The organism is Sphingobacterium paludis (assembly GCF_004364125.1).
GTDB classification, from domain to species: domain Bacteria; phylum Bacteroidota; class Bacteroidia; order Sphingobacteriales; family Sphingobacteriaceae; genus Sphingobacterium; species Sphingobacterium paludis.
Genome location: NZ_SNZV01000008.1, coordinates 82,524 through 108,218, shown reverse-complemented (window position 1 = coordinate 108,218; position 25,695 = coordinate 82,524). Strand labels below are relative to the sequence as shown.

The 25,695-nt window shown below is 39.9% G+C and carries 23 protein-coding genes, 1 tRNA gene and 1 pseudogene; 14 read left to right on the top strand and 11 right to left on the bottom strand.

What is annotated here, in order from left to right; genetic code table 11:
* Positions 1–12 precede the first annotated feature (12 nt).
* The 4 genes from B0I21_RS15885 to B0I21_RS15870 form a co-directional block, all read right to left on the bottom strand.
* Complete coding sequence (locus B0I21_RS15885) at positions 13–861, bottom strand: transketolase (protein ID WP_133641467.1); 849 nt, start codon at positions 859–861, stop codon at positions 13–15.
* 919 nt (positions 862–1,780) lie between these two features.
* Positions 1,781–2,335: a NifU family protein gene (locus B0I21_RS15880; protein ID WP_133641466.1), complete on the bottom strand. Its 555-nt coding sequence runs from the start codon at positions 2,333–2,335 to the stop codon at positions 1,781–1,783.
* Positions 2,336–2,404: 69 nt separating this feature from the next.
* Positions 2,405–3,754, bottom strand: coding sequence for an adenylosuccinate lyase (gene purB, locus B0I21_RS15875; RefSeq protein WP_133641465.1), 1,350 nt, complete (start codon positions 3,752–3,754; stop codon positions 2,405–2,407).
* Positions 3,755–3,940: 186 nt separating this feature from the next.
* On the bottom strand, positions 3,941–4,159 hold the full coding sequence (locus B0I21_RS15870) for a hypothetical protein (protein WP_133641464.1): 219 nt from the start codon (positions 4,157–4,159) through the stop codon (positions 3,941–3,943).
* Between the two features lie 248 nt (positions 4,160–4,407).
* On the opposite strand from B0I21_RS15870, the gene B0I21_RS15865 reads away from it, so the two are divergent.
* Both B0I21_RS15865 and B0I21_RS15860 read left to right on the top strand, forming a co-directional pair.
* On the top strand, positions 4,408–5,757 hold the full coding sequence (locus B0I21_RS15865) for an acyl-CoA dehydrogenase family protein (protein ID WP_133641463.1): 1,350 nt from the start codon (positions 4,408–4,410) through the stop codon (positions 5,755–5,757).
* 113 nt (positions 5,758–5,870) lie between these two features.
* Positions 5,871–6,659: a M48 family metallopeptidase gene (locus tag B0I21_RS15860; RefSeq protein WP_133641462.1), complete on the top strand. Its 789-nt coding sequence runs from the start codon at positions 5,871–5,873 to the stop codon at positions 6,657–6,659.
* An 89-nt stretch (positions 6,660–6,748) separates the two neighbouring features.
* Here B0I21_RS15860 and yidC read toward each other — a convergent pair whose 3' ends face one another.
* The 5 genes from yidC to rplS all read right to left on the bottom strand — a co-directional run bounded on the left by yidC (position 6,749) and on the right by rplS (position 13,148).
* The gene (gene yidC, locus B0I21_RS15855; RefSeq protein ID WP_133641461.1) at positions 6,749–8,563 is read right to left on the bottom strand and encodes a membrane protein insertase YidC; all 1,815 of its coding nucleotides are present in this window, start codon (positions 8,561–8,563) and stop codon (positions 6,749–6,751) included.
* Positions 8,564–8,602: 39 nt separating this feature from the next.
* Positions 8,603–10,210 carry a CTP synthase gene (locus B0I21_RS15850; RefSeq protein WP_133641460.1) on the bottom strand — a complete coding sequence of 536 codons (1,608 nt, stop codon included), beginning with the start codon at positions 10,208–10,210 and terminating at the stop codon, positions 8,603–8,605.
* A gap of 206 nt (positions 10,211–10,416) precedes the next feature.
* Positions 10,417–11,499, bottom strand: a complete 1,083-nt coding sequence (locus B0I21_RS15845; protein WP_133641459.1) for a family 10 glycosylhydrolase — start codon at positions 11,497–11,499, stop codon at positions 10,417–10,419.
* A complete protein-coding gene (locus B0I21_RS15840; RefSeq protein WP_133641458.1) occupies positions 11,492–12,589 on the bottom strand; it encodes a carbohydrate-binding family 9-like protein in 1,098 nt (365 codons plus the stop codon). Before B0I21_RS15840 ends, B0I21_RS15845 begins: the two co-directional genes overlap by 8 nt.
* Before the next feature lie 211 nt (positions 12,590–12,800).
* Positions 12,801–13,148, bottom strand: a complete 348-nt coding sequence (gene rplS / locus B0I21_RS15835) for a 50S ribosomal protein L19 (protein ID WP_133641457.1) — start codon at positions 13,146–13,148, stop codon at positions 12,801–12,803.
* Between the two features lie 314 nt (positions 13,149–13,462).
* Here rplS and B0I21_RS15830 point away from each other — a divergent pair.
* Positions 13,463–13,536, top strand: a tRNA-Pro gene (locus B0I21_RS15830).
* A 240-nt stretch (positions 13,537–13,776) separates the two neighbouring features.
* Here the strand turns inward: B0I21_RS15830 and B0I21_RS20480 are convergent.
* Both B0I21_RS20480 and B0I21_RS20420 read right to left on the bottom strand, forming a co-directional pair.
* Positions 13,777–13,992, bottom strand: coding sequence for a tyrosine-type recombinase/integrase (locus B0I21_RS20480; protein WP_262708495.1), 216 nt, complete (start codon positions 13,990–13,992; stop codon positions 13,777–13,779).
* Positions 13,985–14,389 carry a tyrosine-type recombinase/integrase gene (locus B0I21_RS20420; RefSeq protein WP_243836172.1) on the bottom strand — a complete coding sequence of 135 codons (405 nt, stop codon included), beginning with the start codon at positions 14,387–14,389 and terminating at the stop codon, positions 13,985–13,987. The genes B0I21_RS20480 and B0I21_RS20420 overlap by 8 nt, the downstream gene beginning before the upstream one ends.
* Before the next feature lie 120 nt (positions 14,390–14,509).
* On the opposite strand from B0I21_RS20420, the gene B0I21_RS15820 reads away from it, so the two are divergent.
* From B0I21_RS15820 to B0I21_RS15775, 11 genes and pseudogenes are all read left to right on the top strand, one after another.
* On the top strand, positions 14,510–15,367 hold the full coding sequence (locus B0I21_RS15820; RefSeq protein ID WP_133641456.1) for a TIR domain-containing protein: 858 nt from the start codon (positions 14,510–14,512) through the stop codon (positions 15,365–15,367).
* 164 nt (positions 15,368–15,531) lie between these two features.
* Positions 15,532–17,211: a PIN-like domain-containing protein gene (locus B0I21_RS15815; RefSeq protein WP_133641455.1), complete on the top strand. Its 1,680-nt coding sequence runs from the start codon at positions 15,532–15,534 to the stop codon at positions 17,209–17,211.
* 241 nt (positions 17,212–17,452) lie between these two features.
* On the top strand, positions 17,453–19,240 hold the full coding sequence (locus B0I21_RS15810) for a hypothetical protein (RefSeq protein ID WP_133641454.1): 1,788 nt from the start codon (positions 17,453–17,455) through the stop codon (positions 19,238–19,240).
* 494 nt (positions 19,241–19,734) lie between these two features.
* A pseudogene (locus tag B0I21_RS20600) lies at positions 19,735–19,845 on the top strand (hypothetical protein); the annotation flags it as partial.
* Positions 19,846–19,889: 44 nt separating this feature from the next.
* On the top strand, positions 19,890–20,039 hold the full coding sequence (locus B0I21_RS20325; RefSeq protein WP_208292372.1) for a hypothetical protein: 150 nt from the start codon (positions 19,890–19,892) through the stop codon (positions 20,037–20,039).
* A 149-nt stretch (positions 20,040–20,188) separates the two neighbouring features.
* A complete protein-coding gene (locus B0I21_RS15800; RefSeq protein ID WP_133641452.1) occupies positions 20,189–21,400 on the top strand; it encodes a hypothetical protein in 1,212 nt (403 codons plus the stop codon).
* Positions 21,401–22,302: 902 nt separating this feature from the next.
* On the top strand, positions 22,303–22,455 hold the full coding sequence (locus B0I21_RS20205) for a hypothetical protein (protein WP_166637883.1): 153 nt from the start codon (positions 22,303–22,305) through the stop codon (positions 22,453–22,455).
* A gap of 76 nt (positions 22,456–22,531) precedes the next feature.
* Positions 22,532–23,047 carry a PIN domain-containing protein gene (locus B0I21_RS15795; RefSeq protein WP_262708494.1) on the top strand — a complete coding sequence of 172 codons (516 nt, stop codon included), beginning with the start codon at positions 22,532–22,534 and terminating at the stop codon, positions 23,045–23,047.
* Between the two features lie 246 nt (positions 23,048–23,293).
* On the top strand, positions 23,294–24,514 hold the full coding sequence (locus B0I21_RS15790; protein WP_166637882.1) for a TlpA disulfide reductase family protein: 1,221 nt from the start codon (positions 23,294–23,296) through the stop codon (positions 24,512–24,514).
* Between the two features lie 354 nt (positions 24,515–24,868).
* Positions 24,869–25,060 carry a hypothetical protein gene (locus B0I21_RS20320; protein WP_133641450.1) on the top strand — a complete coding sequence of 64 codons (192 nt, stop codon included), beginning with the start codon at positions 24,869–24,871 and terminating at the stop codon, positions 25,058–25,060.
* Positions 25,061–25,270: 210 nt separating this feature from the next.
* The gene (locus B0I21_RS15775) at positions 25,271–25,681 is read left to right on the top strand and encodes an Rrf2 family transcriptional regulator (RefSeq protein ID WP_133641449.1); all 411 of its coding nucleotides are present in this window, start codon (positions 25,271–25,273) and stop codon (positions 25,679–25,681) included.
* Positions 25,682–25,695: the final 14 nt, after the last annotated feature.

The following is a 25,695-nucleotide window of genomic DNA, read 5'->3' as shown; positions in this document are numbered from 1 at the left end:
TCTTTTATCTGATTAATAATCTCCGATTGTTCTTGGCAATTGATTGAGCGCTAGTTCAAGCTGTTCATCATTTGGTGCTACACCATGCCATTTATGAGATCCCATCATGTAATCAACGCCATTACCCATTTCAGTATGCAGCAAAATAACAACAGGCTTTCCTTTTCCAGTACGGCTTTTTGCTTCATCTATCCCTTGTATAACCGATGCCATGTCGTTTCCTTTTTCAACTTCCAACACATCCCAGCCAAAAGCTTCCCATTTCGCGCGAAGGTTTCCAAGCGATAATACTTGTTCTGTTGATCCATCAATCTGCGCGCCGTTATAATCCACAGCGGCGATCAGGTTGTCGATCTTGTTGTGTGGTGCGTACATCGCCGCTTCCCAAACTTGACCTTCCTGCAATTCACCATCACCCATAAGCACATAGATCAAACTATCGTCTTTGTTCAGTTTCTTGGCTTGCGCAGCACCAATGGCAACGGACAATCCCTGCCCTAATGACCCTGAGGCAATGCGGATGCCAGGTAGATGCTCGTGTGTCGTTGGATGTCCTTGAAGGCGGGAATCAATTTTTCTGAATGTGCTTAGTTCGCTTACCGGAAAATAACCAGCGCGGGCTAATGTACTGTAGAAAACTGGTGAAATGTGACCGTTGGACAGGAAGAATAGATCTTCGTTTACACCATTCATGTTAAAGCTTGGGTCATGTTTCATAGCATGGAAGTAAAGCGCTACGAAGTAGTCTGTACAACCGAGCGAGCCTCCTGGGTGACCAGATTGACAAGCATGCACCATACGAACGATGTCGCGTCTTACCTGTGAAGCGATCTGTTCAAGATTGTTGATATCTGCACTCATTTTAAAATATGATATTTCGATTTATTTTGCGGGTAAAGTTAATGATTTTTAATGGAGTAGCGGGCAAAAAGCATAGTTAATTCGGGTTAGTTTGCGCTTGTGGGATGTAAAAAGTCAAAAGTGAGAATTAAAAAGTCAAAATTAAAAAGTCAAAATTCAAAAGTGAGAAGTCAAAAATGAAAATTCAAAAATGAAAAGTTAAAATTTCCCAGCCCACACCCTCTCCGTCCTTGCCAGGACAGGGCCTTCCTTTTTTTTCTAAAAAAGGAAGCAAAAAAATCGTCGCTGAATTTCTGTTGCATCCTTGAGGGTCAGTGCAAAGGCAAATGACTACATACGCAACAGAAATAAGGCGACATTTCGTTTAATAATGATCCCTGCAATCACTTATCTATTAAAGCTTATCTACATACTAAGTACTACATACTAATTACTATCTCCTACGATCTCTATTCGCATTAGATTGCCGCGCCGTCGTACCTCCGGCTCGCAAGGACGATCACTTCATGGCGTCGTATTTTCAATCCGCATTACGCAATACACACTACGCAATACCCCTTCAAATGCGACATTTCGTTTAATAATAATCCCTGCAATCACCTATCTATTAAAGCTTATCTACATAAAAAGTACTACATACTAATTACTATCTCCTACGATCTCTATTCGCATTAGATTGCCGCGCCGTCGTACCTCCGGCTCGCAAGGACGATCGCTTCATGGCGTCGTATTTTCAATCCGCATTACGCAATACACACTACGCAATACCCCTTCAAATGCGACATTTCGTTTAATATTGGTGTGAAGCGATACACTATAAAATACCTCAACTTTACGCAATACACACTACTCAATTCCACAAAAAAAGCTGCATCAAATTTTTGATGCAGCTTTTTTTTTTTTAATCCACTGGAATATATTACATCGCTTCCGCGACGACTTCTTCGACTTCCGGAACCATGCGTTTCAGCAGGCCTTCAATACCAGCTTTTAAGGTAACCGTGGAGGAGGGGCACCCGCTACATGATCCGCGTAACTCGACCGTCACAATACCATTTTCAAAGGCTTTGTAAGCTATCGCTCCCCCATCTTGCTCAACGGCAGGACGTACATAATCATGCAACACTTGCTGTATCTTTACTTCGACCTCCGTACCTTCGAAATCTACATCTTCTGTATGCTCGATTGGTTTCACAGCAAGCTCAGATTCTACCGCTCCTTTGACGAAGTCTTTTAGTAACGCTTCGATGTCAGACCATTCCACACCTTCCGTTTTGGTAATCGTCACGAAATTGCTCGCGAAAAACACGCCATCAACAAAGTTGAACTTAAAAAGCTCTCTTGCGAAATCTGATTCTTGCGCTTTCTCCCGGTTTGGGTAATCCAAACTGCCATTGATCAGCAGCTTGTTTACCAAAAACTTCATCGTTGAAGGATTGGGGGTAGATTCTGTATATACGTTAATCGTTGCCATATTTTCAATATTATTCTACAAAGATACATCAAAAAGTAAATTACGCCCGTCATTTTCAAGTCAAAGCTCTTACTGCCCTACGCCAGTGTAGTTGCTTGGCGATATTGCTTTTATCTCCTTCTTGACCTCTTCAGATACGTTCAAGTTATCGACAAACAAGGCAATGGTTTCTTGCGTTACGTGCGTATTCGTTCGCGTCAGATCTTTCAACGCTTCGTAGGGCTTTGGATAGCCTTCGCGACGCAATACTGTTTGGATCGCTTCCGCGACAACTGCCCAATTGTTTTCCAAATCAGCCTGTAGCACAGACTCATTCAAAATCAATTTCTTTAATCCGCGTAAGGTAGACTTCATAGCGATGAGGGTGTGGGCCATAGGAACACCAATGTTACGCAATACCGTAGAATCCGTAAGATCACGCTGCAAGCGGGAGATTGGCAGTTTGGCCGCTAAATGTTCAAACAGGGCATTTGCCAAACCCAGGTTTCCCTCGGCGTTTTCAAAGTCGATCGGATTTACTTTATGCGGCATGGCGGAGGAGCCAATTTGGCCTGCAGTGATCTTCTGTTTAAAGTATTCCATCGAGATATAGGTCCAGATGTCGCGGCATAGGTCAATCAAGATATTGTTTATACGCTTAAAAGCATCGCAGCTCGCCGCGAAATTATCGTAATGCTCTATTTGGGTAGTAGTTTGCGACCTGGATAGACCAAGGGTCTCATTGACAAATTTATTTCCAAAAGCTACCCAATCTGTTTCGCCATAGGCCACGTGGTGTGCATTGAAGTTACCTGTCGCACCGCCAAACTTTGCGGAATACGGAATTTGCGTTAACGAAGAGATTTGTTTTTCAATCCGCTCAAGAAATACACGCAGTTCTTTACCCAACCGTGTCGGTGATGCGGGTTGGCCGTGCGTTCTCGCTAGCATAGGCACTTCAGCCCATTGCTCTGCCAGCGATTTCAGTTCGTTTAAAAGTTCATTGACTGTCGGCAGATACACGTTATTGATCGCTTCTTTCCAAGAATAAGGAATGGCGGTGTTGTTGATATCTTGCGATGTTAAGCCGAAGTGTATAAATTCTAGGGAATCGTGCAAGCCAAGCTTCTCAAACTCGTGCTTGATAAAGTACTCTACGGCCTTTACGTCATGATTCGTCACTTTCTCTTGATCCTTTATCCATTGCGCATTTTCCAAAGAGAAATTTCTATACAAGTCGCGAAGGCGGTCATTTAATGATCCGTCGAAGTGGGCCAGCTGCGGGATTCCGGACTGGCAAAGCGCTATGAAGTACTCAATTTCCACCAATACACGGTATTTGATCAATGCAAATTCCGAGAAATGGTCAGAAAGTTCGTGGGTTGCGTTATGGTAACGACCGTCAATAGGACTTACGGCTGTTAAGGCTGATAAACTCATATGCGATAATAATTAAAATTGTAAATTCTGGGCAACCATGCCGCTGTGTGTCGACCATGTCTATTATGCTGATGGCTACGGGGCAAAAATACAAAAACTAGGGGAGAAGCAAGATACTGTATGCCTATAAAAAGTAAAGGCCCACAACATGTTGTGGGCCTTGGTATTTTCTGAATACGTTTCGGATTACTGAACGTTTTTCAAAGAATCAGCGATTGAATCACCAGTAGTTTTTACTGAATCAGCAACGTTGTTCAAAGAATCAGCAACAGAGTCAGTAGAGTTTTCTACTTCAGTAGCTAATGAATCAGCAGCTTGCTCAGATTTAGTTTCTGCACCACCACATGAAGCGAAAGCGATAGTTAAAGCTAAACCTAAAAATCCGAATTTGAATAAATTTTTCATCTTTTAATCTTCTATTTTAATTGAAACAAATTTGTTTATTTATCCTTTTATACCGGTAACCTAAAAAGGTAACCCCACTTTGAGAAAAAAAACGAAAAAAAGTTGAACAGTTTGATTTTCACCTTTTTAGCATGTTTTTATTTGCTTAAAGCCGGGGCAAATATAAGACTGTTTTGCTGAATTGCAACAATAAAAAACAATTTTTATAAAAAAAATGTTACAACTATATATCAATACCTTGTTAAAGCATGATTAAGAAGCTTAAAAATATCATTCAATTGTTGCGAACGGTTGATTTGGAACAGATCGAGAAGCTATCGCAGAAGGTTGATTTACCAGCAGTTATGAAAGCGGTGTCCAAGATGGAAGATAATCAATTAAAGGGCCTGATGAAAATGCTGACCAGCTCCGGTAAAAAGCGGGAAGCGCCGCCCATTGACGCCGATTTTTATTCCGTAGAAGCCAAGCTTTCGCCAGAAGATCGGGCATTACAGCTTCGCGTGCGGGAATTTTTGGAAACGGAGATAAAGCCTATTGTCAATAAATATTGGTTACATGATGAATTTCCTTTTGAAATCATACCGAAGTTGGCTGCATTGAATGTTTGCGGTTATGTATATGATGGTTATGGCTGCGCGGGCGGTTCATCGCTGATGGACGGTATCATCGCCGCAGAGTTTGGAAGGATCGATCCCTCCATTGCCACGTTTTTAGGTGTTCAAAGTGGCTTGGCTATGGGCTCTATTTATTTGTGTGGATCCGAGGAACAGAAACAAGAGTGGCTTCCGAAAATGCAAAAGCTGGAGAAGATAGGCGCTTTCGGGCTCACCGAGCCGGAAGTGGGATCTGCAACCGCTGGAGGGCTAACCACCACCTGTCGAAAGACCGAAAAGGGGTGGGTACTTAATGGACAGAAAAAATGGATCGGAAATTCCACATTTTCCGACATCACTATTATATGGGCCCGAGATCTTGATGACAACCAAGTAAAAGGTTTTATTGTCCGTAAAGAAAATCCTGGCTTTATGGTGGATAAAATTAAAGGAAAGATGGCCTTGCGCATTGTGCAGAACGGTCTTATCACCTTGACGGATTGTGTCGTTCCAGAATCGGATCGCCTTCCACTGGCCAATAGCTTTAAAGATACAGCAAAAGTGTTGCAAATGACGCGGGCTGGTGTAGCTTGGATGGCCGTCGGCTGTGCTCGCGGCGCTTATGAAAATGCGTTGGAGTATACCCTGCAACGCAAACAATTCGGCAAACCTATTGCATCCTTCCAGTTGATACAAAACCACCTCGTCGAGATGTTGTCGAATCTAACCGCTATGCAAACACTGGTCTTTCGTCTTTCCGAATTACAGGATGAGGGTAAGCTGAAGGATGAGCATGCATCATTGGCAAAAGTATTTTGCACCCTTCGCACACGTGACATCGTTTCTAGAGCCCGAGAGGTGATGGGTGGTAATGGTATATTGCTTGAATATAATGTAGCGCGTTTTCTTGCAGATGCCGAAGCGATTTATTCTTACGAGGGAACCAAGGAAATTAATTCATTGATCGTAGGGCGGAGCATAACTGGCTTCAGTGCCTTCGTATAATCCTTGGCAGCGGGTCAAATCGGCAAGACGGTTAAGTCATTGTTCTTGGTATTATCTTTGTTAAAAAGGCCGGGGCGGTTAGACCCTAGTGTATTAAACTAAAACGACTACATATGATTACTAAACACATTTTATTGAGCGCTTCTGCGATGATGCTCTGTACGGTTACCTTTGGGCAGATCAGAATTAATACTAAAACGGTTGGAGCGGCGACGAAGGCGGTGAAGGCAGTCACACTTTCCAATGAGGATGTTATAGCATACACGAAAGAGTATGTACAGTGGATGGACGAGAATAATCCCGTTGCTCCGGAAGATGATGCATTCGCTATTCGCCTTAAAAAACTGACCTCGAATTTGCAAAATTATGATGGTTTAAATTTAAACTATAAGGTGTATCTGGTGCGTGATGTGAATGCCTTTGCTTGTGCTGATGGCAGTGTTCGCGTTTGCGCGGGGCTCATGGAGGCGATGAGCGATAACGAGGTTTTGGGTGTGATCGGTCATGAGATTGGTCATGTTAAAAATACGGATTCGCGAGACGCCTTTAAATCTGCTTTAATGACGTCGGCATTGAAAGAGGGCGTTTCCTCGCAAGGCGGGACAGCTGCGGCGTTGTCTGACTCGCAATTGGGCGAGCTTGGCGAGCAGGTTGCTAACATGAGTTTTTCGAGGAAGCAAGAGAGTACCGCTGATGATTACGGATACAAATTTTTGAAAGATAACAACGTAAATCCTTGGTATATGTCCATGGCCTTCGAGCGTTTGGTCGAAATGTCCGGTGGTGCATCAGGTGGCGGACTAACCAAGAAATTGTTTTCTTCGCATCCTGACACACAAAAGCGTGTAGACGAGATGGCAAAGAGAGCAACTAAAGACGGATTTGAAAAGCCAGCGAAATAATTTCAGGAGATACTAACGGAATGCCTTATGAACAGAAAAGCTCGGAAATTTCCGAGCTTTTCGTTTTATAGTACCGTCATAAGGTGACCTTATTTTTTCTTTTGTTGCGTCGCCTGTTGCTGGCGCATCATCTCTTCCATCTTTTGTTGGAAAGACGATTTTTTCTGCACTTTCGGGTTTTTCTTATTCGATTCAATCTTAGCCAAGATCTTGTCATCATCCAAGAACTGACGGATAATAACCTGTGTTAAGAATGTGAATACCGCAGCAAGGAAGTAATAATAGTTCAATCCGGCAGGGAAGTTATTCAAGACGAAGAAGAAGATCAATGGCATGATATAGCCGATGTATTTCATCTGATTATTAGCCGCGCCTGATGTGGCGTTATTGTACCATGTAGTCAATAGCGTAGTTAAGGTCATCAACACACACATTAATGATATGTGATTGATACCGAATATCGCTGGGAAGGTAATCGGGGCATCATACGTTGATAAGTCTTTTATCCACAGGAAGCTCTCTCCACGCAGTTCGAAAAGATTCGGGAAGAAAAAGAAAAAGGCTAGGGTGAATGGCATTTGCAAAACCAACGGTAGACAGCCTCCCAACGGATTAACGCCCGCCTGCTTATACAATTTCATTTGTTCTTGCTGTAGCAGCATAGGGTTATCTTCGCCAACTTTTTCTTTAATTTCATCCAACTGTGGTTTCAAGACACGCATCTTAGCCATCGACTGGTATGATTTGTAAGTCAGTGGAAACAATACGCCTTTGAGAAAAATGGTGAGAATCAAAATGATGATACCGTAGCTCATGGCAAAACCATCCAAGAAATCGAAGATAGGGACAGTAATAAACTTATTGATCCAGCCCATTGGCCCCCAACCCATGTTAATGATTTGTTGGAAATCATTGCCTTGTGCCTTTAATACTTTGTACTTGTTAGGGCCGAAGAAAAAGTTAAAGGAGTACTGATTGTCTTTTTGAGCGGCAAACTCCAGGTCGGCTGATGCTTTGTAGTGTTTGACGATATGCGGTGCCGCATCCGCGCTTACGGCCAGTTCGGTATTGTTCAACGGCTGGTTGGACGTTAAGACTGCGGAAAAGAAGTGCTGCTTAAATGCGATCCAGTTGATTTTGTTTTCCGGCTTTTCTGTATCGTCGCTGGTTTCGGAAAGGTGGTCTACACCGCCCGCAACTTCTTTAAAGAAGATCGTCGATTTTTCACGCTCGGATTTGCCGTTAAGCTCTTTTTGCAGCAATGAACTCTCCCAGTTCAACGCAATGGTGCGCGTTTTCACATCCATCAGATTTTGGATGCCCACCGCTTTTACATCTAGTCCCAGGCTGTAATCATTACCTTTGATGGAATAGGTGTATTCCAAATACTGTGTGGGACTGTAGTTCAGACGAAAGCTGACGGATTGGGCGTTTTCTCCACCTACTGTCGCGCTGTTGCCTTGGGGCGTAAAGTTAAGTTCACTGGTATTGATGTTTTCACCATTTGCCTTGAATGCAAACCCAAATGCATTGTGATTTTCATCCAGTACCATCAGCGGAGTGCCATCGTAATTCACCTCGTCTTTAAGCTGAACAGATTTCACCTGTCCGCCTTTTGAGCTTATTTTGGCTATGATTTTTTCATTTTCCAAGGTGATAATCTGCTCTTCGCCCAACCGTGCGGTGCCAAACGGCTTTCCCAATACGGCTGAAGAATCAACAGCGGTTGCTGTAATCACTTTGCTGGTATCAGCCAACGGCGTTAACCCGTCTTTTGCTCGTTTAATTGAATCTTGGAGCCTTTGTTCCTGTTTCAATTCTTGCTCAGATGGTTTCATCAAATAAAATGAACCTGCCAGAATTCCAAAAATCAGCACTAATCCAATTAGGGTATTTCTATCCATTTCTACTATTTTAATTTTCAATTTCACAATCGCCTCTTTTTAGCCTTTTTTATTGGCTAAAGAAGCGGCTACAAAGCTAACAAAAAGTGGGTGAGGATTTGCTACGGTCGACTTTAATTCTGGGTGAAATTGTCCCGCCACAAAAAACGGATGGTTTTTCAGTTCTACAATTTCTACCAATCCCGTTTTAGGGTTTACCCCAGAAGCGACCATACCTGCCTCTTCATATTGTTTGAGATAGGCGTTGTTAAATTCATAACGGTGTCTGTGACGTTCGGATATTTTTGCCTTACCGTACGCAGCATAAGCCTTTGATCCTTTTTTTATTTCGCAATCGTAAGCGCCAAGGCGCATGGTGCCGCCCATATTCTTAATGGTCTTTTGCTCTTCCATGAGGTTAATCACCGGATGAGCCGTTTTCTCGTCCATCTCGAAGCTGTTCGCTCCTTTAAGCCCCAGTACGTTTCTGCCAAATTCGATGACAGAGCACTGCATGCCTAGGCAGATGCCGAAGAAAGGAATCTTGTTTTCACGCACATAGCGGATGGCTGCAAGTTTTCCTTCCAGCCCGCGCTCTCCGAAACCGGGTGCCACCAGCACACCATGTAAATCTTTGAGCTTATCTTGAACATTTTCTTCATGGATACTTTCTGCAGCGATATATTTTACTTTTACCTTCGTTTCGTTTATCGCTCCGGCATGTATAAACGCTTCTGTGATAGATTTGTATGCATCTGGAAGTTCAACGTATTTACCGACTAAACCTATCTGTACTTCATTTGTTGGGTTTTTAAGTTTTCCCAAAAATGCTTTCCAGCTTTCCAGATCGGGCTCTTGCTTTGTAGAAAGTTTAAGTTTTGTCAGGGCAGTTTTGTCCAATTGCTCACGCAACATGTTCAATGGAACATCATAAATAGTAGGCGCATCAATGGATTCCACGACGGCATTGATGTTTACATTACAAAATTGCGCTAGTTTTTTGCGAATGTCTTGCGTGAGTTTATGTTCGGTACGACAGACCAGAATATCGGGCTGGATACCATACTCGAGCAGTGTCTTCACCGAGTGCTGTGTAGGTTTTGTCTTTAGCTCACCAGCTGCCGCAAGGTAGGGCACCAGTGTAAGGTGAATGACCAAAGAATCGCTATTGCCCAATTCCCAACGAAGCTGTCTCACCGCCTCAATAAAAGGTAACGATTCAATGTCGCCCACAGTACCGCCCAGCTCCGTGATGACGATGTCGTACTCGCCGGTTTGGCCGAGTAGTTGCATGCGACGTTTAATTTCATCGGTGATGTGCGGAACTACTTGCACCGTTTTGCCCAAATAGGCACCGGCTCTTTCCTGCTCGATCACATGTTGGTAGATACGTCCTGTTGTTACGTTGTTTGCCTGAGAAGTTGCTACATTTAAAAAGCGCTCGTAATGCCCAAGATCCAAATCGGTTTCCGCTCCGTCTTCAGTCACGTAACATTCACCATGTTCATACGGATTTAATGTTCCTGGGTCGATGTTGATGTAGGGGTCAAACTTTTGGATGGTCACTTTAAAACCGCGTGCTTGAAGAAGTTTGGCAAGCGATGCAGCAACAATGCCTTTTCCCAACGACGAGGTTACGCCGCCCGTAACGAAGATATATTTACTCATAGCAATAATGGAATTTCAACTATTTCGAACCGAAAAAATGGCTCTAAATCTGCTTTATGTACGGGATACAAAGGTACAGTTTTTTACAGACTAACCGAAATTAAAAATATTGTTTGTCAGCCCTTATAGGCGGTAAGAAAAAGTTTCAGGGTCAAGGAAAGCCGTTTGCAAGTCGTTGGGAGATATGATGCAAACGGCTTTGTGATTTATTTTAGTGAGCGCAACAACTGGATGGTTGCTGCATCAAAATCTGATTCGCCAAAGAGTGAAACGCCGGCTGCACCATTGTCTTTCGCCAGCTGTATGCCGGATTTCAATTCGTCCAAGTTTTTAAAATCGGGCAGGTAGAGGCCTGCATATAGTGGAAATTTGCCATGCAGGCTTTTCACACCTTCATCTACTGCCGTGCCTATCCAATGGATCGGCTCTTTGTAAAAGCCGTGATAAATCATGGGAAAGATACCCGATAGGTTCCAGCTTGGCCAGTCTTGGCGCACGATACGGCGAGCAAGGTCGGGTGTAGGGAATACGGCTGCCGTGACCGGTTTTTTATACTCCTGTGCTGCTGCACATATGCGGTTTACCACCTTCGTGATCTGTCCATATCGGAAAGATCGCCAAGAAAGGCTTTGCTCGGGGCGTTCGACTTTATCAATATCAATACCAGTCTCTTCCAAAAACGCTGCTTTGCTAAATTTGCTATAGCAAAAGTCGTAGTCGGCCAACTCCTTAGATTGATCCAAGTTGTAATTTTGCCAGAGGTTGATCGGTAATACGACATCCGGATAGCGGATGTAATCCAAATGCAGTCCATCGACGTCTTCCTTGCTCAATTGTTCGCGGGCCTTTTCTTCCAGGTATTTCGGTACATCCGGGTGGGATGGGCAAAGAAAGCGGTAATAACCAACGTAAGGAGGGTTGGTTGCGCAAGACTTGCCCGATCGGCTTACCGCGTAATATTCCGGATGCTTTTCGAGCAACTCTTTCTCTCCACGATTCATTGTCCACATCCAACGATGGGTTTCCAGTCCATGTTCTTTTGCCATTTGAAAATGACGCTTGCTATAGTTCTCGAAGAAAATGCCGCGAACACCGGCTTCCCGATAGCTCTGGTACCGCTTCTTCAGTTGCGTTTCGGTTTCTTTGTCATTTGGGCGTGCCCAGAGCCAGAAATCGAACAAAAGAGGTTGCTCGGTAACAGAGGGCGTGGCCTGTGCGGTGGTATTGCCCAGTTGTAGTGCAGCCAAACCAACGCCAGCCGCCTTTAAAAAGTTTCTTCTGCTATTCATAGTGTGTGTGGTAATTTCCGTGATTGTCTAATGTGATGCTGAATTTATTGGCAGTATCGGTTACTGTCAGCTTGTAAAAGGATTTAGCGTTGTTCACCAAGATCGAACAGGTAAGATTTCCAATTGCGCCTTGAAGAAGTTCCTTATACTTTGGCAATGCCTCTACGCTGCGGGCATAGGAGCGGTTTTCACGCTGGTAGGCCTGCTGAAGATAGAAAATGTTCCAGGCAAGCCGCTCGGCCTTGTCTGTCTTTGGTGGCTTTGCATCAGCTTGTGCGGTGTCCACAAATTTGAGGTACCCCCAGCGTTCTGGGTGGTGCATGTTCACTACGCCTATTGGCGACCAAACCCAGTTGTCCTCAGGGACGAGCTTATTGCCCGATTTTTTTCTGGTATAGGTACCATTGATGATTTCGTGTTGCCATTGCACGCGGGAAAAGTTGATGCGCCAGAAGCTATCTAATTTTGGGGTGGCCTTACCGGCATAGGTATGTAGAGAACGGAACGGGATTGCCATTTCAATAGCCCAATAGCGATCTTCGTCATCGGCATTATTGAGCGTTCCCTTGATATGGACGGCGCTTTTCAATCCTTTCACATCCCAGTGCATAAGGGCGTCGCCCCCCAGCCGGTAAGCTTTGGGCATCATCAGGTCCATGATGGTGTTTAGCGCATTTACTTCTATTTCGTAATAGAAGGATTGTTCTTCAAATGGTTTGATAAAGACTTCAAAATCGTTGTTATGATAGATGATGGCATCGTGCTCGGTGATATCTCCCCATATATGAGGTTCTTCCAGCTTTGCGTAGATGTAGAGGTAATCGTCGTCCCATAGCATTTTTGCTTTCGTCGGGAGTTTCGGCGCTGGTTTGAACTCGCCCTCTATATCTGTAAAAGCGGAGGTCCACGCTGCTTTGGACCAGGCGGCTTCGTTTGCCTGGCCGTCTATCTCGATGGCGGTGTTGGTTCTTGTGGCGGCATAAACTAAGGGCGTGGTCTGCATCTGTACTACCTGATTTTGCCGTTGAGCTTGAGCTGTAGGCATTGATAGGGCGAAGTAGCTAATAAATAAGAAGGGTACGTATCTCATGATTTTAAAAGCTGAAAATACGTAATTGTACTTACGAAAGCATATTGTAACACAAATTTTGTAAAGCTTTTGGTTGGGGAGTGGGGGGAGCTGGTGTTCACTCAAAGACGTCGTGCCGTTTGGCGGCCGCAAGCAGGAAGGTATTACATAAAAAAGCTTCCATCTGCATGATGGAAGCTTTTTTATATGTCTGTGAAGAAGTAAGCGGAAATTATACGCGTCTCGTTTTGATACGAGCAGCTTTACCAGTAAGGCCACGCAAGTAGAATAATTTTGCACGACGCACTTTACCGTAGCTGTTTACTTCAATTTTTTGAATGTTTGGCGAGTTTACAGGGAAAATACGTTCAACACCAATACCGTTAGACATCTTACGAACAGTAAAAGTAGCGTTAGCACCTTCGCTGTTTAATTGGATAACTACACCTTGGTACACCTGAACACGCTCTTTATTTCCTTCGCGAATTTTATAATGAACGCTGATGGTATCTCCGGCTTTGAAAGCGGGATTCTCATTTCTTACTACCGCTTGTTCTTCTACAAATTTTACTAAATCCATGATTTCGAGTAATTATTAACGATTTATATCCTGTAAAAATCGGACTGCAATATTACAGCTTTTTTTTAATATAAAAAAATACTTTTCAAATAATCTGACCACTCTTTTACAAGTGCGTGCAAAGGTAGTAAATATTTATAAGGATGCTGCTGTTTTTTTACTTTTTTTATCATCATTTCTGGTGGCGATTGTTTTTGGGCTTAAAGAATATCTCTCAATCAATGAGCCTATTAGCACTTATGCTGAAAAAAGTGCTTGACAGAATTGATTAATGCCGTATATTTGTGCCACACAAAACAAAGGTGATACCTTTTCGGGGTGTAGCGTAGCCCGGTATCGCGCCACATTTGGGATGTGGAGGTCGTAGGTTCGAATCCTGCCACCCCGACAAAAAAAGCTCGACGAAAGTCGGGCTTTTTTTGTTTTAGGGGTTGGCTGATGCGAACCTGGGTTCGATCCGCAGGAGCTTCAGGGTTGGGTGCGGGACTTGTGCGGCTGAAGCAATCCTGCTACCCCGGCAAAAGCCGTTGATAATCAGTGGCTTTTTGTGTTTTTGGGCACATTTTGGACAAAAATCACTTGTTTTTCAACTTGATATTAAGATAGGTAAGTCTAGTTTAGAGTAGTCTCATATAGTGTTTCTTTGCATTATTAACAAATTTAGTGGATCTGGTGTCTTCTTCTTATCAATACCTGTGATATGTGTGTAGATCATGGTATTCTTGATATTCTCATGACCTAGTAATTCTTGAACAATTAGTATATCAATACCGGACTGAATTAAATGTGTAGCATACGAATGTAGTAACGTATGGACTGTAACTTCGGATTTGATCTTAGCCATTGATAATGATTTTTTTAAATAAGCTGAACACTTCTTTCATTATATCGATTTCTACTTTCTCCTTCAAAAAGATAGTCCCTAGATTTATAAATAGATAATATTCGCGTAAAATATCTAGCAACTTATTAGGCAAAGAAACAATTCGGTCTTTGTTTCCTTTGCTTTGGTTTATACGTATAATCTTATCAGATGATCGGATATCTTTTATTTTGAGGTTTAGTAACTCACTAAGGCGAAGTCCGCAGCTATATATAGTTTCTAATATGGCCTTATGTTTATTGTTTTCCGTGTTATCTAATAGTAATCTGATCTCTTCTTTGGAAAAGAAATTTGGCAGTTTGTTTAAATGTCTTTTAGAGTATAAGTAATCAAGTTTAATTTTTTCATTCAGTATCATTGCATTTGTTGTTTGTGATACGTAATTCATCTATAGAGATGGATTAGTGAATATTTTCGTATATTAGTTTTGTGAAAATGAATTGTTAGCGGAAAGGTTATCAGAAAGACTCACATAACAATGAATCCAAATTATTACCAGAATCAGATAAATAAATTAGAAAAGGAAATCGCAGATTTTCACAAAAAAATAGCTACCGAAAGTAAAAAAGAAAATGATAAAAACAAGCAGATTGATTCAGTAAATAAGTCTATTAATAAACGTACTTCTTTATTTTCTTTACAAAGTAAACAAAGGCAAATTCAAGGTTATCAAAATGATATTTTTAATTCTAAAAAAAAGATAGCAGATTATCAAAAAAGTATTGCTACTAAATCAGTTGACTTAGGAAAGAAGAAGCAAGATTTGAGAAAAGCAGAAGAGAGTGAATTAAAAAAACAAAATCAAAAACAACTTGACTTTCAAAGGGATTTACAGCGTTCAATTGATGAACAAAAATCACAGTTAGACTACTTAATCAATCAAAACTATTCTTCTAAAATTTCTCTAATTGAGGGTGATTCATCAGAAAGGGCAAAGCAATATGACTTTTTTATTTCACACGCTTCGGAAGACAAAGATGAAATTGTTAGAAGTTTGGCTGATGCTTTAAGAGTTGACGGATTTGAAGTTTGGTACGATGAGTTCGAATTGAAAATCGGAGACAGTTTAAGAAAGAAAATAGATGCGGGATTAGCAAACTCTAGATTTGGTATCGTAATTATCTCACCCTCTTTCGTTAAGAAAAACTGGACAGAATATGAACTCAATGGAATGGTAGCAAGAGAAATTAATGGACACAAAGTAATACTTCCAATTTGGCACAAAATTTCAAAAGACGAAGTGCTTAAGTTTAGTCCGACATTGGCAGATAAAATGGCATTAAACACATCAATTCACTCAACTGAAGACATAATAAAAGCATTAAGAGAATTATAAAAAAGCCTTCCGCTAACCCCGGTTTTGTGGTAGGCGTGCTAAAGTGCAAAATTGAAGTTTTGTGCTTCTATTGAACTTTAGTAATAAATTGATACTTTGTGTCCGAAAACCGCTCGAACGCAAAGCCCGAAACCGTTACGCACAATAATAGTAATACATAACCGATGAACAAAGACAACATCAAACCATATATAATTGACGAAGAAAAAGAGCAAAGACTTTGGGAAACGGCTGTTTTTGTTTTCGACTCTTCTGCGTTGTTGGATTTTTATTTTTTGCCAAAGAAGACTAGAGAGAAAATATACGAAGAGATTTTCACCAACCTTGTTGATAGACTATGGCTTCCATTTCACGTCGAATACGAATTCTTGAAAAACAGAAAGGGCGTAATCCCTAAACCTGTAAAGGAAAAATATGAACCTCTAAAGGAAAAAATTAATGCAATTAGAAATTCTTTAGCAAAAGAAATTAAGAAAAGAGTTGATGAAATTTCAAGAGAAACTATTAAGGATGACAAACATCCTCACATTGAACAAACTGAAATTGAGAAGATTAAAACGGAAATTGAAAAATTTGAAAAAGAAGTAAAGTCATTTGAAGAAAATATTTTAAAACGAATTTCAACAACTGAAAAAGAAATTTTGGAGATGAAATCAAACGATGACATTTTGGAAGCTCTTGAAAATTCTTTTAATGTTGGCAGAGAATTCACATACGATGAAGTAATCTCGATTACTGAAGAAGGGAAGCATCGTTATGAATTTAAAATACCTCCCGGATATGGAGATTTACAACAAAGGGAGAAAAAGGGAACACAGATTTTTGGTGATCTAATTATTTGGAAACAAATTTTAGAATTCTCGAAAGAGAAAAAAATGCCTGTAATTTTCATCACTAATGACATTAAGAAAGATGACGATTGGTGCTATTTAGATAAATCTGCTACAGAAGACCGAATACTTGCACCGAGAGAAGAATTGATTAAGGAAATAAAAGACCATTCAAACGTAGAATTTTGGATGTATAATCTTCCGCAATTTTTATTTAAAGCCAACAAATATCTCGAAGCAAAATTTTCGCCACAAACTATTCAAAATATTACTCAGTTTTTGAACACAAAAGACATTAAAGGAGATTATCTCCGATTTAAGTGTGACAGTTGCGGTAAAATACATAGCTACCATAAATCGGAATTCAATTTAGATTTTGATTGCATTGAAAGTAGTGAGAGAAGTATGGGGCCAGAAAATCATTATGAAGCAACTGAGGTTTTTGATTGTGACTGTGGTAATCAAATAACAGCAAACTTTGAAGTTTGGGAATATCCTGTAGGTGTGCATAATTACGATAGCCTTACATTGGAAGGGGGTGAAATTTTGGAATCTTTCTATTTTACTATTGACTTCTTTGAAGACGATTATGAACCTGATTACACTGCCTGTGACGAATGTTCAGGAAATAGAGAAGGGATGGGCAATATTGTACATTTTTGGAGTGAACTCGAATTAGAAAACGAATATGACACAGAAAATGAAAATAGTAAATATGACAAGGTAGTTAGTGGAAATTGCGAATGGTGCAATAGCCTACATATTAGATGTCCAAAGTGCGATTCAATTAATCCTTTACCAGAGACGGAATTTGATAAACCAAAGGAATGTGAAGGAGGATGTGGTTTAATTTTCTTAGTTGACACAAGTGATGACCATGACCATTTAGGTGAATTTTCACTTAAACTAATAGACCATCGGAAAGAAGAATGTCAATCTTGTGGAGATGAGTTTATAAATGTGGACTCGGCTGATATGTGTAAAGAGTGCGAAAGAAAATATGGAGAAGAATAGAATTACTGTGCCTAACAGCACATTTGCAATAGGCGGGGTGACGTTCTCCGCAGATAGTTTTGTGGTAGCCAAATGTTTTGTCCTCCGAATGAACATTTGTGCTGAAAAGCCCGACCATCGCAAATCTGCAAACCGTTAGGTTTAAGCGTAAAATACAACTGTGTAACAAACAGCGACCGGCATAACAAAAAGATAATCCATTTTGATACCAGACAAATTACATATTGCCAACACAGTTAGGATGGGACAAATCTTAGAGTTTGAAGTTGCCTTTCCTGACGAGGAAAGATTGACTATTGAACAATATTTGGCAGGAAGCAGCAGAGAAATGATTCTAAATGCAGCAGTTTTCTTTTTAGGATTTAAGAATCACAAATCAACGTTTGATAACAAAAGAGAATTTCTTGGAATGTTCTTCCGTGCAGAAAATAACGGGCTTGCAAACCAAATATACAACCGTATAAAAGAGTTTGAAAAGAAAGGCGTTCTCATTGGAATAATAAACACTTATGCAAGTTTAAAATTGTTTGAGTACTTCTTTTCAAAACCCGAAGAGCCAGAAACGCAAACACAAGCCGAGTTAGAAATTAACTTGTTTAAGGCATACTTGGTATTAAATTCTGAATTTACCGAAAAACAAAGTATTGCCTTTCCATCTGCAAGTGAAAGCGATGAGGAATTGAAAATTCCAATGATGATGTTTTGTATGCAATATCCTGTCTCGGATAAATCGAACTATGACATCAATCAGATTTGGGCAACGCAAATGATAAAGGCAATCTACCTATTTCAGTTTCTTGAATCGCATAAAAAAACACAGCCTCTGTTGTTGGCATTTTTAGCTTATTTCAATTGTTCAACATGGCAAGAATATTTAAAAAGTCTCTTGCCATTAACTACATCTGCCATTAAAAGCGAAAGTGAAACATACACAGACATTGTTGTTGAGTCCGGAGAGAAGTTTGAACAAAGCTGTTCATTCATTGAGAAACTTATGGTTCAAGAACAAGATGAGCTTGACCCAAATGACTTTTTAACAATTAGATCCAAACCATTCTATAAAGTGAAGGATGGTGTTTACAGAATTATTTTCAATCTTTTTGTCGTAGAAAAGATTTTCAAAGGTGTTTATTTCATTTTGAGAGATGTAAATAGGACGTTGCCTGCGGCAAGCCGAATTAAGGAAATCAAAAGCTTTTATGGTGATGAGTTCTCTGAAAAGATTCTTTGCTATCAAGTAATGGAGAGTATTTACCCTGATAAATGCCTTCGTTTCTCGGGTAAGGAACTAGCCCATATGAAAATTGATGCAGCTCCTGATTATTATGTAAGAAAAGGTAAAAACATTCTGCTCATTGAATCAAAAGATTTCCTGATATCAGTCGATAGAAAAATGTCATTCGACTTCAATATATACGAGGAAGAGTTTGGAAGAGTATTGGATTTTGAGGAATTACCTTACGGAAAGATTAAACCAAAAGCAGTTTTGCAATTGATTAACAGTATCCGCAGAATTTTAAAAAATGAATTTTCCGCTGATATTGACTACTATTACAAGGATGTTTTCATTTATCCTGTGTTGCTTACTCACGACCATCAATACGACACACCGGGATTTAATGAACTGATCGACTATTGGTTTCAGGATGCCTTATTAGAGTTGGATGAAGAAGGTTTGTTTATTCATCATGTTAAACCATTGTCAGTAGTAAATATTGACTCACTTATTTACAATCAAGTCGGACTTTCTAACCAAATTTCTTTGCATGAAATGTTAAACCTTTATCACGAAAACAAAAAAGTAGAGAAGCAGAAAAAGCGAAACTTCAAGTCTCAAGCTGAATATGAGCAGTATCTTGAAGAATATAAACAAATGAGAATGTCAAAACTTGTCCCATTTTCAATGTATATTGATAAATATTTCCACAAGCAGGGTTTGTGGAAACTGTCACCATTACTGGAGTTGGTAGCTCCTACACTTTTCAAGGAAGAATATGATGAAAGGAAAAATAAAACTGAACAACCTTGATAAGGACAAAGAACATACTAAAGACAAAAACGTCATCACCTAACAGCAGTTTTGCGTTAGGCGGGCTGACTTGCAAACTTCGAGCTATATCCTTCTAATAAACTTTAGAAATAAATTGAAGCTTTGTACTCCGAAACCCGCCCGAACGCAAAGCCCGAAACCGTTATGCGACACTTTAACGAAACGTCCAACGATGACAACAAAGCGATACGAGATATTTCTTGACGACGAACTTATAGGAACGACTGAACTTGAAAGACAACAATATAGAGTTAGCAGACGATTACCCTGAAGACAAATTAATTTCAACCCGAACAATAGAGAACTTAAAAATTATAAACGAAAACGGAATTGAAATAAAGGGTTAGGAAACCAAATAAGTAGAATGGACGGAGAGAATTTGAAATCACCATAGAAGACGTAGCTTATGAATGCTTTGAGGAGGAATTTCCACATTACGTAAAAGCATATAACGACAAATTCAAGGACGACTTATGACAACAGACAAGATTTTAGAAATTGGAATTGACGACAAAGAGCGACTTTTTATTAAGCCGAACAAAGAGCGTTTTACATTGATTTATAGAACTGCGACAGATGTTCATTGGGACAACAACGGACCTTTTCTTTATTCACCAAAACCAAGAAAATGGAAAAATTTGATTGGTTTAGACACATTACAGGTGTTGCAGAAATTGAATGTAATTACAAACTTGTGCTGACAGACCAAACTTTATGGACAAACATTTCGGACGAACTAAAAAAGCAAATAATTGATTTTCAAAAAGCGACCGTATAACATCGTATTGGCAATAGGCAGGTTGAACGGCTTCGTTTCAACAGAAGTGCAAAATTCAACTTTTGTTTTTCGATTAGAGTTGAGTGCTAAAATACCCGCCCATCGCCAATACGCGGCCCGTTAGCGGTAAGCGAAAAAGACACCAAATTATGATGGGAAACCTTTTTAATAAATATTTCTTGAACAACTTTATAAGTGATTATAGAAAAGGACTTATGGAGCGTATTGACAAAACAGAAATTACTGAATCTACTGATATAAATTCCTTAGTGGAAAGACTAAAGGATGAATATTCAATACAACCAATTATTATCGCTGAGCCTAAACCTTCTGAACCAAAAGAAACTACAAGACAAAGGCAAAATCATTGGGGCGAGACTTACAAACAAAAAGTGTTTGAAATTTTTGTCACGATTCCCTTTGAAGGCAATAGTGATTTGTTTTACTGTCACCCATCTACTTCTACTATCGTATATCTAGACAAGGGTGCTACTATTAATAAAACAAGTGTAACGGCAACTATTGTTCTCGAACAGCTTGACGAAAACACATATTTTTCCGAAGTGAATAAAATAGTTGGAACTCTAAGCTCTAATCTTCCAACAATTCATCGAGAAATCCAACCTTGGAATACTGGACTTGAGGGACTAATTAAGCAGTCATTAGAAAGTAGAAAAGCTATTGTTTCTAAGAAATTCGACTTTATGGAAAAAATAGGATTGAAAGTAAATCCGAAATCCACAGAATATTTGGTTCCACCTACTATTGTAAAAAAAACTATTCCAACACCTGCGACGGAAACAAGTAAAACGGTAGCGAAAGAGAAAATTCCCATTCTTCAAGAGGAAGTTTATACTGACATTAGAGAGGTTTTATACAATGTAGGAAAGGCAATTGAACGTAAGCCATCAATATACAAAGACAAACACGAAGAAGATTTGAGAGATGTTTTTTTATTGTTTCTTGAAACAAGATATGATTCAACCACAGGTATTGGTGAAGCTTTCAATAAAAAAGGGAAAACAGACATTCTTCTAAAATATGCTAAAGACGGAACAAATTTATTTGTTGCCGAATGCAAATTTTGGAAGGGTCAGAAAAAATTAACAGAGGCCTTAGACCAACTTTTGGGCTACTTAACACATCGTGACTCTAAGACAGCTTTGATATTCTTTGTTGACCAAAAGGAAATGACAAGTATAGTTATAACAATTAAAACAGAAATCACTAAACACTCAAATTTCAGCAGACACCTTAAAGACACATACGAACATTCCATCAACTATGAATTCACTTTACCTGATGACAGAAATAAAAAGATTCAAATAGAGGTAATGCTTTTTCATTTCCCCACAATTTGAAAATGACGATAGAAATAGAACGCCATACCGCTAACACGGGTTTTGCGTCAGGTGGGCTGAAGTGTAAAGTGGAATTTTGCCCTTTTATTGAACTATTACTAAGAGATTAAAATTTTGAGCTACGAAACCCCGCCCTCGTCAAGCCTTTGTTCGTTAGTGGCATTGATACCGAAACAACCGAATAATAATGACACACATTTTATATAAATATCGGAGCTTAGTCTTGATATTTGGGATTAAAGTTTCTAGTTTTTGTAAGTGATTATGAAGCCTTCCAAAAACAGGTAAGTCTACTATTACCTCGATGCTATTTTTGTTTAGGGATACCAGATGAATATTCCGAAAAAAGTACACCACGGGTTCCGAGCGAAAGTACACCGGATTTAGTGACCAATAATCCGAACTATTTTACAATGACCATCTTTCAACCTTTGTCGACCTGTTGCAGCAGCTCGGTGATCTGGAACTTCCAAGCGGTCGTAAACTTCTAAGGAGCGATCACCAAAGTCCCTTCTATAAGATGGTATGTCGGTACTTTAGTTATGACGGGAAGGATATCCCGATCAATACGTCCCGCAATTAGTTCATCAGGAAAGAACCGAAAGATGCAAAAAAAGGTGTGGCCATTCCCAAGGACAAAAAGCTGTTCCAAATCGTGATGCTTCACACCGATAGCTGACCTGCTCAATCTTTGGACATGACCAACCGATCGCGATGGTCATCGGTTTAGCTTGTGTTGTATCCAATTTTGAGGCTTGCCAGATCCCACCGCTCTTAGCCTTTGCTCTTTCCGCTTTGGCTGTTTACGATGAATTGTTGCGTCGTACAGGAGTTTCCTCTATACATGATTTGATGTATATTTGTATAGCAATATTAAGTATCTTTGTGTAAATGATCATGTTATGAATACGGAGGAGAAGAATCCCAAAAAGAAAACGGAGCAAAAAAAGCCTGCGAAATCGAGAAAGGAAATCAATAAAGCTATATTGGAACTATCGAAAAAGGCTAATAGAAACATGACCAAGCGGATGTTTAAAGATTTAATTGATGCATGATTGTTATTACGGATAGTAATATCATTTTCAGTGCATTGATAACCCCTAATGGTATGGTAGCAGGGCAAAAAGCAAATTGCAGTTTTTTGCACCGAGTTATTTGTTTGAAGAAGTAGACAGACATTTGGCTAAGATAGAAGAACTCTCCCCACTCAACCGTAGACAGCTAAAGGCTGAAATAAGAGCTTTTAAGGAAGCCATCACCATAATAGAAACCAAAGACATTCCCAAAAAATACTATCTCGAAGCCTATGATATTGTAATAGATATAGACTTTGATGATGTTTTTTTCGTAGCGTTGAACCGATACAAACATTACAAAATTTGGACCCTGGACACCGAACTCCGAAAAGGCTTAGAGAAGAAAGGTTACAACATCTGTATAACCACGACAGCGATTAAAAAAGTCTATACAAGAAATAATTCATTTTCCCCTTCGCTCATTTCTGGCTTGCGAAACCCCCACTGCTCTTTGCCCTGCGCCGTACTCGCTTTAGCTGTTTACAGAGAGTGGTTGATGTGTCATACACGGCTTTCTTTTCTTTCGCCAGCCAATAAAGCTGTAGCCGATTGCTTTCTTTTGTTAGTTTAAACCCTTATCTTAACGTCAATCTCCGAACAAAATATATGTGAGCAGAAAGGTGAGCGGCTTTTCAACCAATTGATTTATATATTTGTGGGGGTATGGAGTCTTCCTCCCACCCCGACATAAAAAGCTCGACGAAAGTCGGGCTTTTTGTGTTTTAGGTAGGTAAAATATTAATCGTTTTTTGTAGTTTAGACTAACTAACAATTTGTTTTACAACCCTAGGTGAGCCTTATGCCGAATCATGACTCAATGAAATTACTATCGTCAATTGTTGTGGCAATGGTACTCTTTATTCTTCCAATGCATAGTAATGCAAACCCCGCATTAGCTAATGTTTGTAAGGTTATCGGAACCGTGAAGGATAGACCGTATAGTACCAATTTGATACTCATCAGATCAGGTGAAGACGAAAGATTTCCGATACAATCCGTTGAGATAACTAATGGGTCTTTCTCATTTGAAATTGAAACACAGGACGTTGAATGGTATGAATTAGTATTCTCAGACGAGTTCGAGAATGGTATTTCTAAGCCTATTTCCTTTCTTGCAGAACCGGGTGTGTTGTTGATGGAGCTTTACCCTATACATTTCCATCGCAAAAATAAGCTAGCAGGTACTCCTTTTAACGAAGAACTGGACAGATACAACCATGTCGTCGATGAAAAATTCCCTTTTTGGAAGTTAGAAGATTCAATACGAGCAGCAGAAATATTAGTTGATAGTTTGTCTAAGCGTAGTGGGGCTGATTCTGCATATAATGACAGGCTTTCACTAAATAGGAGAAAATATTTAGACAGTCTGGAGCAGGCCTACGAGGAGATGTATTCTGGTTATTTAACCTACATGTATGAGGACGTTCAAAATAGGCGTGATCTCATAGGTTTACTCGAACTTTCCAATCTTTTTAATCTGATTGATGGTGGGCATAGAACACCCGTGAATATCAAATTTTCGATACTTAAAGCAATATTTGGCAAGCAATATCTAGTCTTATCTAATAATTATTTATATAAAAATATGGAAACCTCCCTAAATGCTAGTAGGGAAATAGTGAAAGGAGAAAGGTTTATTGATTTTGAGGCAGTAGATTTTGCAGGAGAAAAGCACTTCCTTTCCCAATTCATGAACGGAAAAATAACTATAGTTCACTTTTGGGGATCTTGGTGTCTACCTTGTAGAAAAAAAGGAATTGAGTTAATTACTCTGTATAATGATTTTCGTGAAAAGGGCCTATCGGTTATCGGTGTTGCTAGAGAACGTTCGTTGAAGGATGCGATTCTCGCCGCGAATAGCGACGGTTACCCTTGGAGTAACCTTGTGGAATTGAATGATAAACATCGTATTTGGAGAAAGTACAAAATGCAAAATTCTGGAGGAGATATATTTGTATTTGATGAGGTAGGAAACATTATCACATATTCTGTATCTGTCGAAAACTTACGAGACCTATTAACTACCTATTTGAATTAGTGGCTACAGGTTAAATACAATAGATTAGCATCCCTACAGGTGCCAGAAGAATTTTGTCTGTCACCCCATAGGAACAAATTGATTACTGAACAAGCGCAGCCCAGAAGTAACTGGTTATTGATTATACGTTGGTTTGCAATAACCACTCAAAAACGTTGTCAGCCTATTTTCATTGCCAAGTTACTTTAATATATTTGGGCAAATTATGAATAATATGAAGACTGTAAGAGATGGCCTATTTTTGGCTTTAGGGGTACTATTATATAAAGTTACAATTGACTTCTTTTTTCCTTTATTTTCATAAAGAGAATAAAATCCGCTGCAGCGTTTGCCAACGTATCAATCTAATACATTATGAAAAATAAATTCGGTTTCAACTTACTATTTGCGTGCATTGCATTTCCTATTGGCTTGGCCTTGTTAAGAGAGTTTGACTTCCAAAACTTCGCATTTCGGAAGACGGGGTTGGGTATTCTTTATCTTATAACCTTTATTGTGTCCATATATTTAATGTTGAAAAAAAATAAAGGAGCATCCGCCCAATAAAAGTTTAAGAATTACGGCGCCTTAGATTTTCAATTTTAGGCAATCTAAACTACCGTTCTATGTTTAATCCGGATAAGGGCTTGGCGCCATGGATATTTGTGAGAACAACGTATTGGGCATTTGTCAACTCAGCGTCTAAAAACGTAGTTCAGGAGTTTTTAATGTAATAAAAGTTGTTACATTAAAAATACTGCGTATCTTTGTATCGAAATGAACAACACACGCTTTGCCACGGCTATTCATATTTTGACACTGCTAGATCAGCACCCGGAGGTTTGGTTAACTTCCGAGTGGATTGCTGGAAGTATTAACGTAAATTCCGTCGTAGTGAGGAGAGAGCTCAGCGTGCTTCAAGAGGCTGGGTTAGTAATCAGTCGAAAGGGGAAGGAGGGAGGCTCCATGCTGGCGAAGCCGAGTCAGGATATTGCGCTGGATGCGGTATACGACGCAGTATGCCATACGGAGGTATTAGGACGAAAAAACCAACATACCAATCCATTGTGTCCTGTTGGCAAGCAGATCAACACGAAGCTTGACGATCTATTTACTGAAACCGATGCATTGCTTAAGAAGTTTTTGGGAACAAAGACCTTGCGAGATTTTTCACAGCAATTCGGATAAAATTTTTTTAGCAC

Excerpts from the sequence above, each read along its gene's own strand:
- B0I21_RS15885 (WP_133641467.1), bottom strand. The coding sequence starts at position 861 with ATGAGTGCAGATATCAACAATCTTGAACAGATCGCTTCACAGGTAAGA.
- B0I21_RS15880 (WP_133641466.1), bottom strand. The coding sequence starts at position 2,335 with ATGGCAACGATTAACGTATATACAGAATCTACCCCCAATCCTTCAACG.
- purB (WP_133641465.1), bottom strand. The coding sequence starts at position 3,754 with ATGAGTTTATCAGCCTTAACAGCCGTAAGTCCTATTGACGGTCGTTAC.
- B0I21_RS15870 (WP_133641464.1), bottom strand. The coding sequence starts at position 4,159 with ATGAAAAATTTATTCAAATTCGGATTTTTAGGTTTAGCTTTAACTATC.
- B0I21_RS15865 (WP_133641463.1), top strand. The coding sequence starts at position 4,408 with ATGATTAAGAAGCTTAAAAATATCATTCAATTGTTGCGAACGGTTGAT.
- B0I21_RS15860 (WP_133641462.1), top strand. The coding sequence starts at position 5,871 with ATGATTACTAAACACATTTTATTGAGCGCTTCTGCGATGATGCTCTGT.
- yidC (WP_133641461.1), bottom strand. The coding sequence starts at position 8,563 with ATGGATAGAAATACCCTAATTGGATTAGTGCTGATTTTTGGAATTCTG.
- B0I21_RS15850 (WP_133641460.1), bottom strand. The coding sequence starts at position 10,210 with ATGAGTAAATATATCTTCGTTACGGGCGGCGTAACCTCGTCGTTGGGA.
- B0I21_RS15845 (WP_133641459.1), bottom strand. The coding sequence starts at position 11,499 with ATGAATAGCAGAAGAAACTTTTTAAAGGCGGCTGGCGTTGGTTTGGCT.
- B0I21_RS15840 (WP_133641458.1), bottom strand. The coding sequence starts at position 12,589 with ATGAGATACGTACCCTTCTTATTTATTAGCTACTTCGCCCTATCAATG.
- rplS (WP_133641457.1), bottom strand. The coding sequence starts at position 13,148 with ATGGATTTAGTAAAATTTGTAGAAGAACAAGCGGTAGTAAGAAATGAG.
- B0I21_RS20480 (WP_262708495.1), bottom strand. The coding sequence starts at position 13,992 with ATGGCTAAGATCAAATCCGAAGTTACAGTCCATACGTTACTACATTCG.
- B0I21_RS20420 (WP_243836172.1), bottom strand. The coding sequence starts at position 14,389 with ATGATACTGAATGAAAAAATTAAACTTGATTACTTATACTCTAAAAGA.
- B0I21_RS15820 (WP_133641456.1), top strand. The coding sequence starts at position 14,510 with ATGAATCCAAATTATTACCAGAATCAGATAAATAAATTAGAAAAGGAA.
- B0I21_RS15815 (WP_133641455.1), top strand. The coding sequence starts at position 15,532 with ATGAACAAAGACAACATCAAACCATATATAATTGACGAAGAAAAAGAG.
- B0I21_RS15810 (WP_133641454.1), top strand. The coding sequence starts at position 17,453 with ATGGGACAAATCTTAGAGTTTGAAGTTGCCTTTCCTGACGAGGAAAGA.
- B0I21_RS20325 (WP_208292372.1), top strand. The coding sequence starts at position 19,890 with ATGGAAAAATTTGATTGGTTTAGACACATTACAGGTGTTGCAGAAATT.
- B0I21_RS15800 (WP_133641452.1), top strand. The coding sequence starts at position 20,189 with ATGATGGGAAACCTTTTTAATAAATATTTCTTGAACAACTTTATAAGT.
- B0I21_RS20205 (WP_166637883.1), top strand. The coding sequence starts at position 22,303 with ATGAATACGGAGGAGAAGAATCCCAAAAAGAAAACGGAGCAAAAAAAG.
- B0I21_RS15790 (WP_166637882.1), top strand. The coding sequence starts at position 23,294 with ATGAAATTACTATCGTCAATTGTTGTGGCAATGGTACTCTTTATTCTT.
- B0I21_RS20320 (WP_133641450.1), top strand. The coding sequence starts at position 24,869 with ATGAAAAATAAATTCGGTTTCAACTTACTATTTGCGTGCATTGCATTT.
- B0I21_RS15775 (WP_133641449.1), top strand. The coding sequence starts at position 25,271 with ATGAACAACACACGCTTTGCCACGGCTATTCATATTTTGACACTGCTA.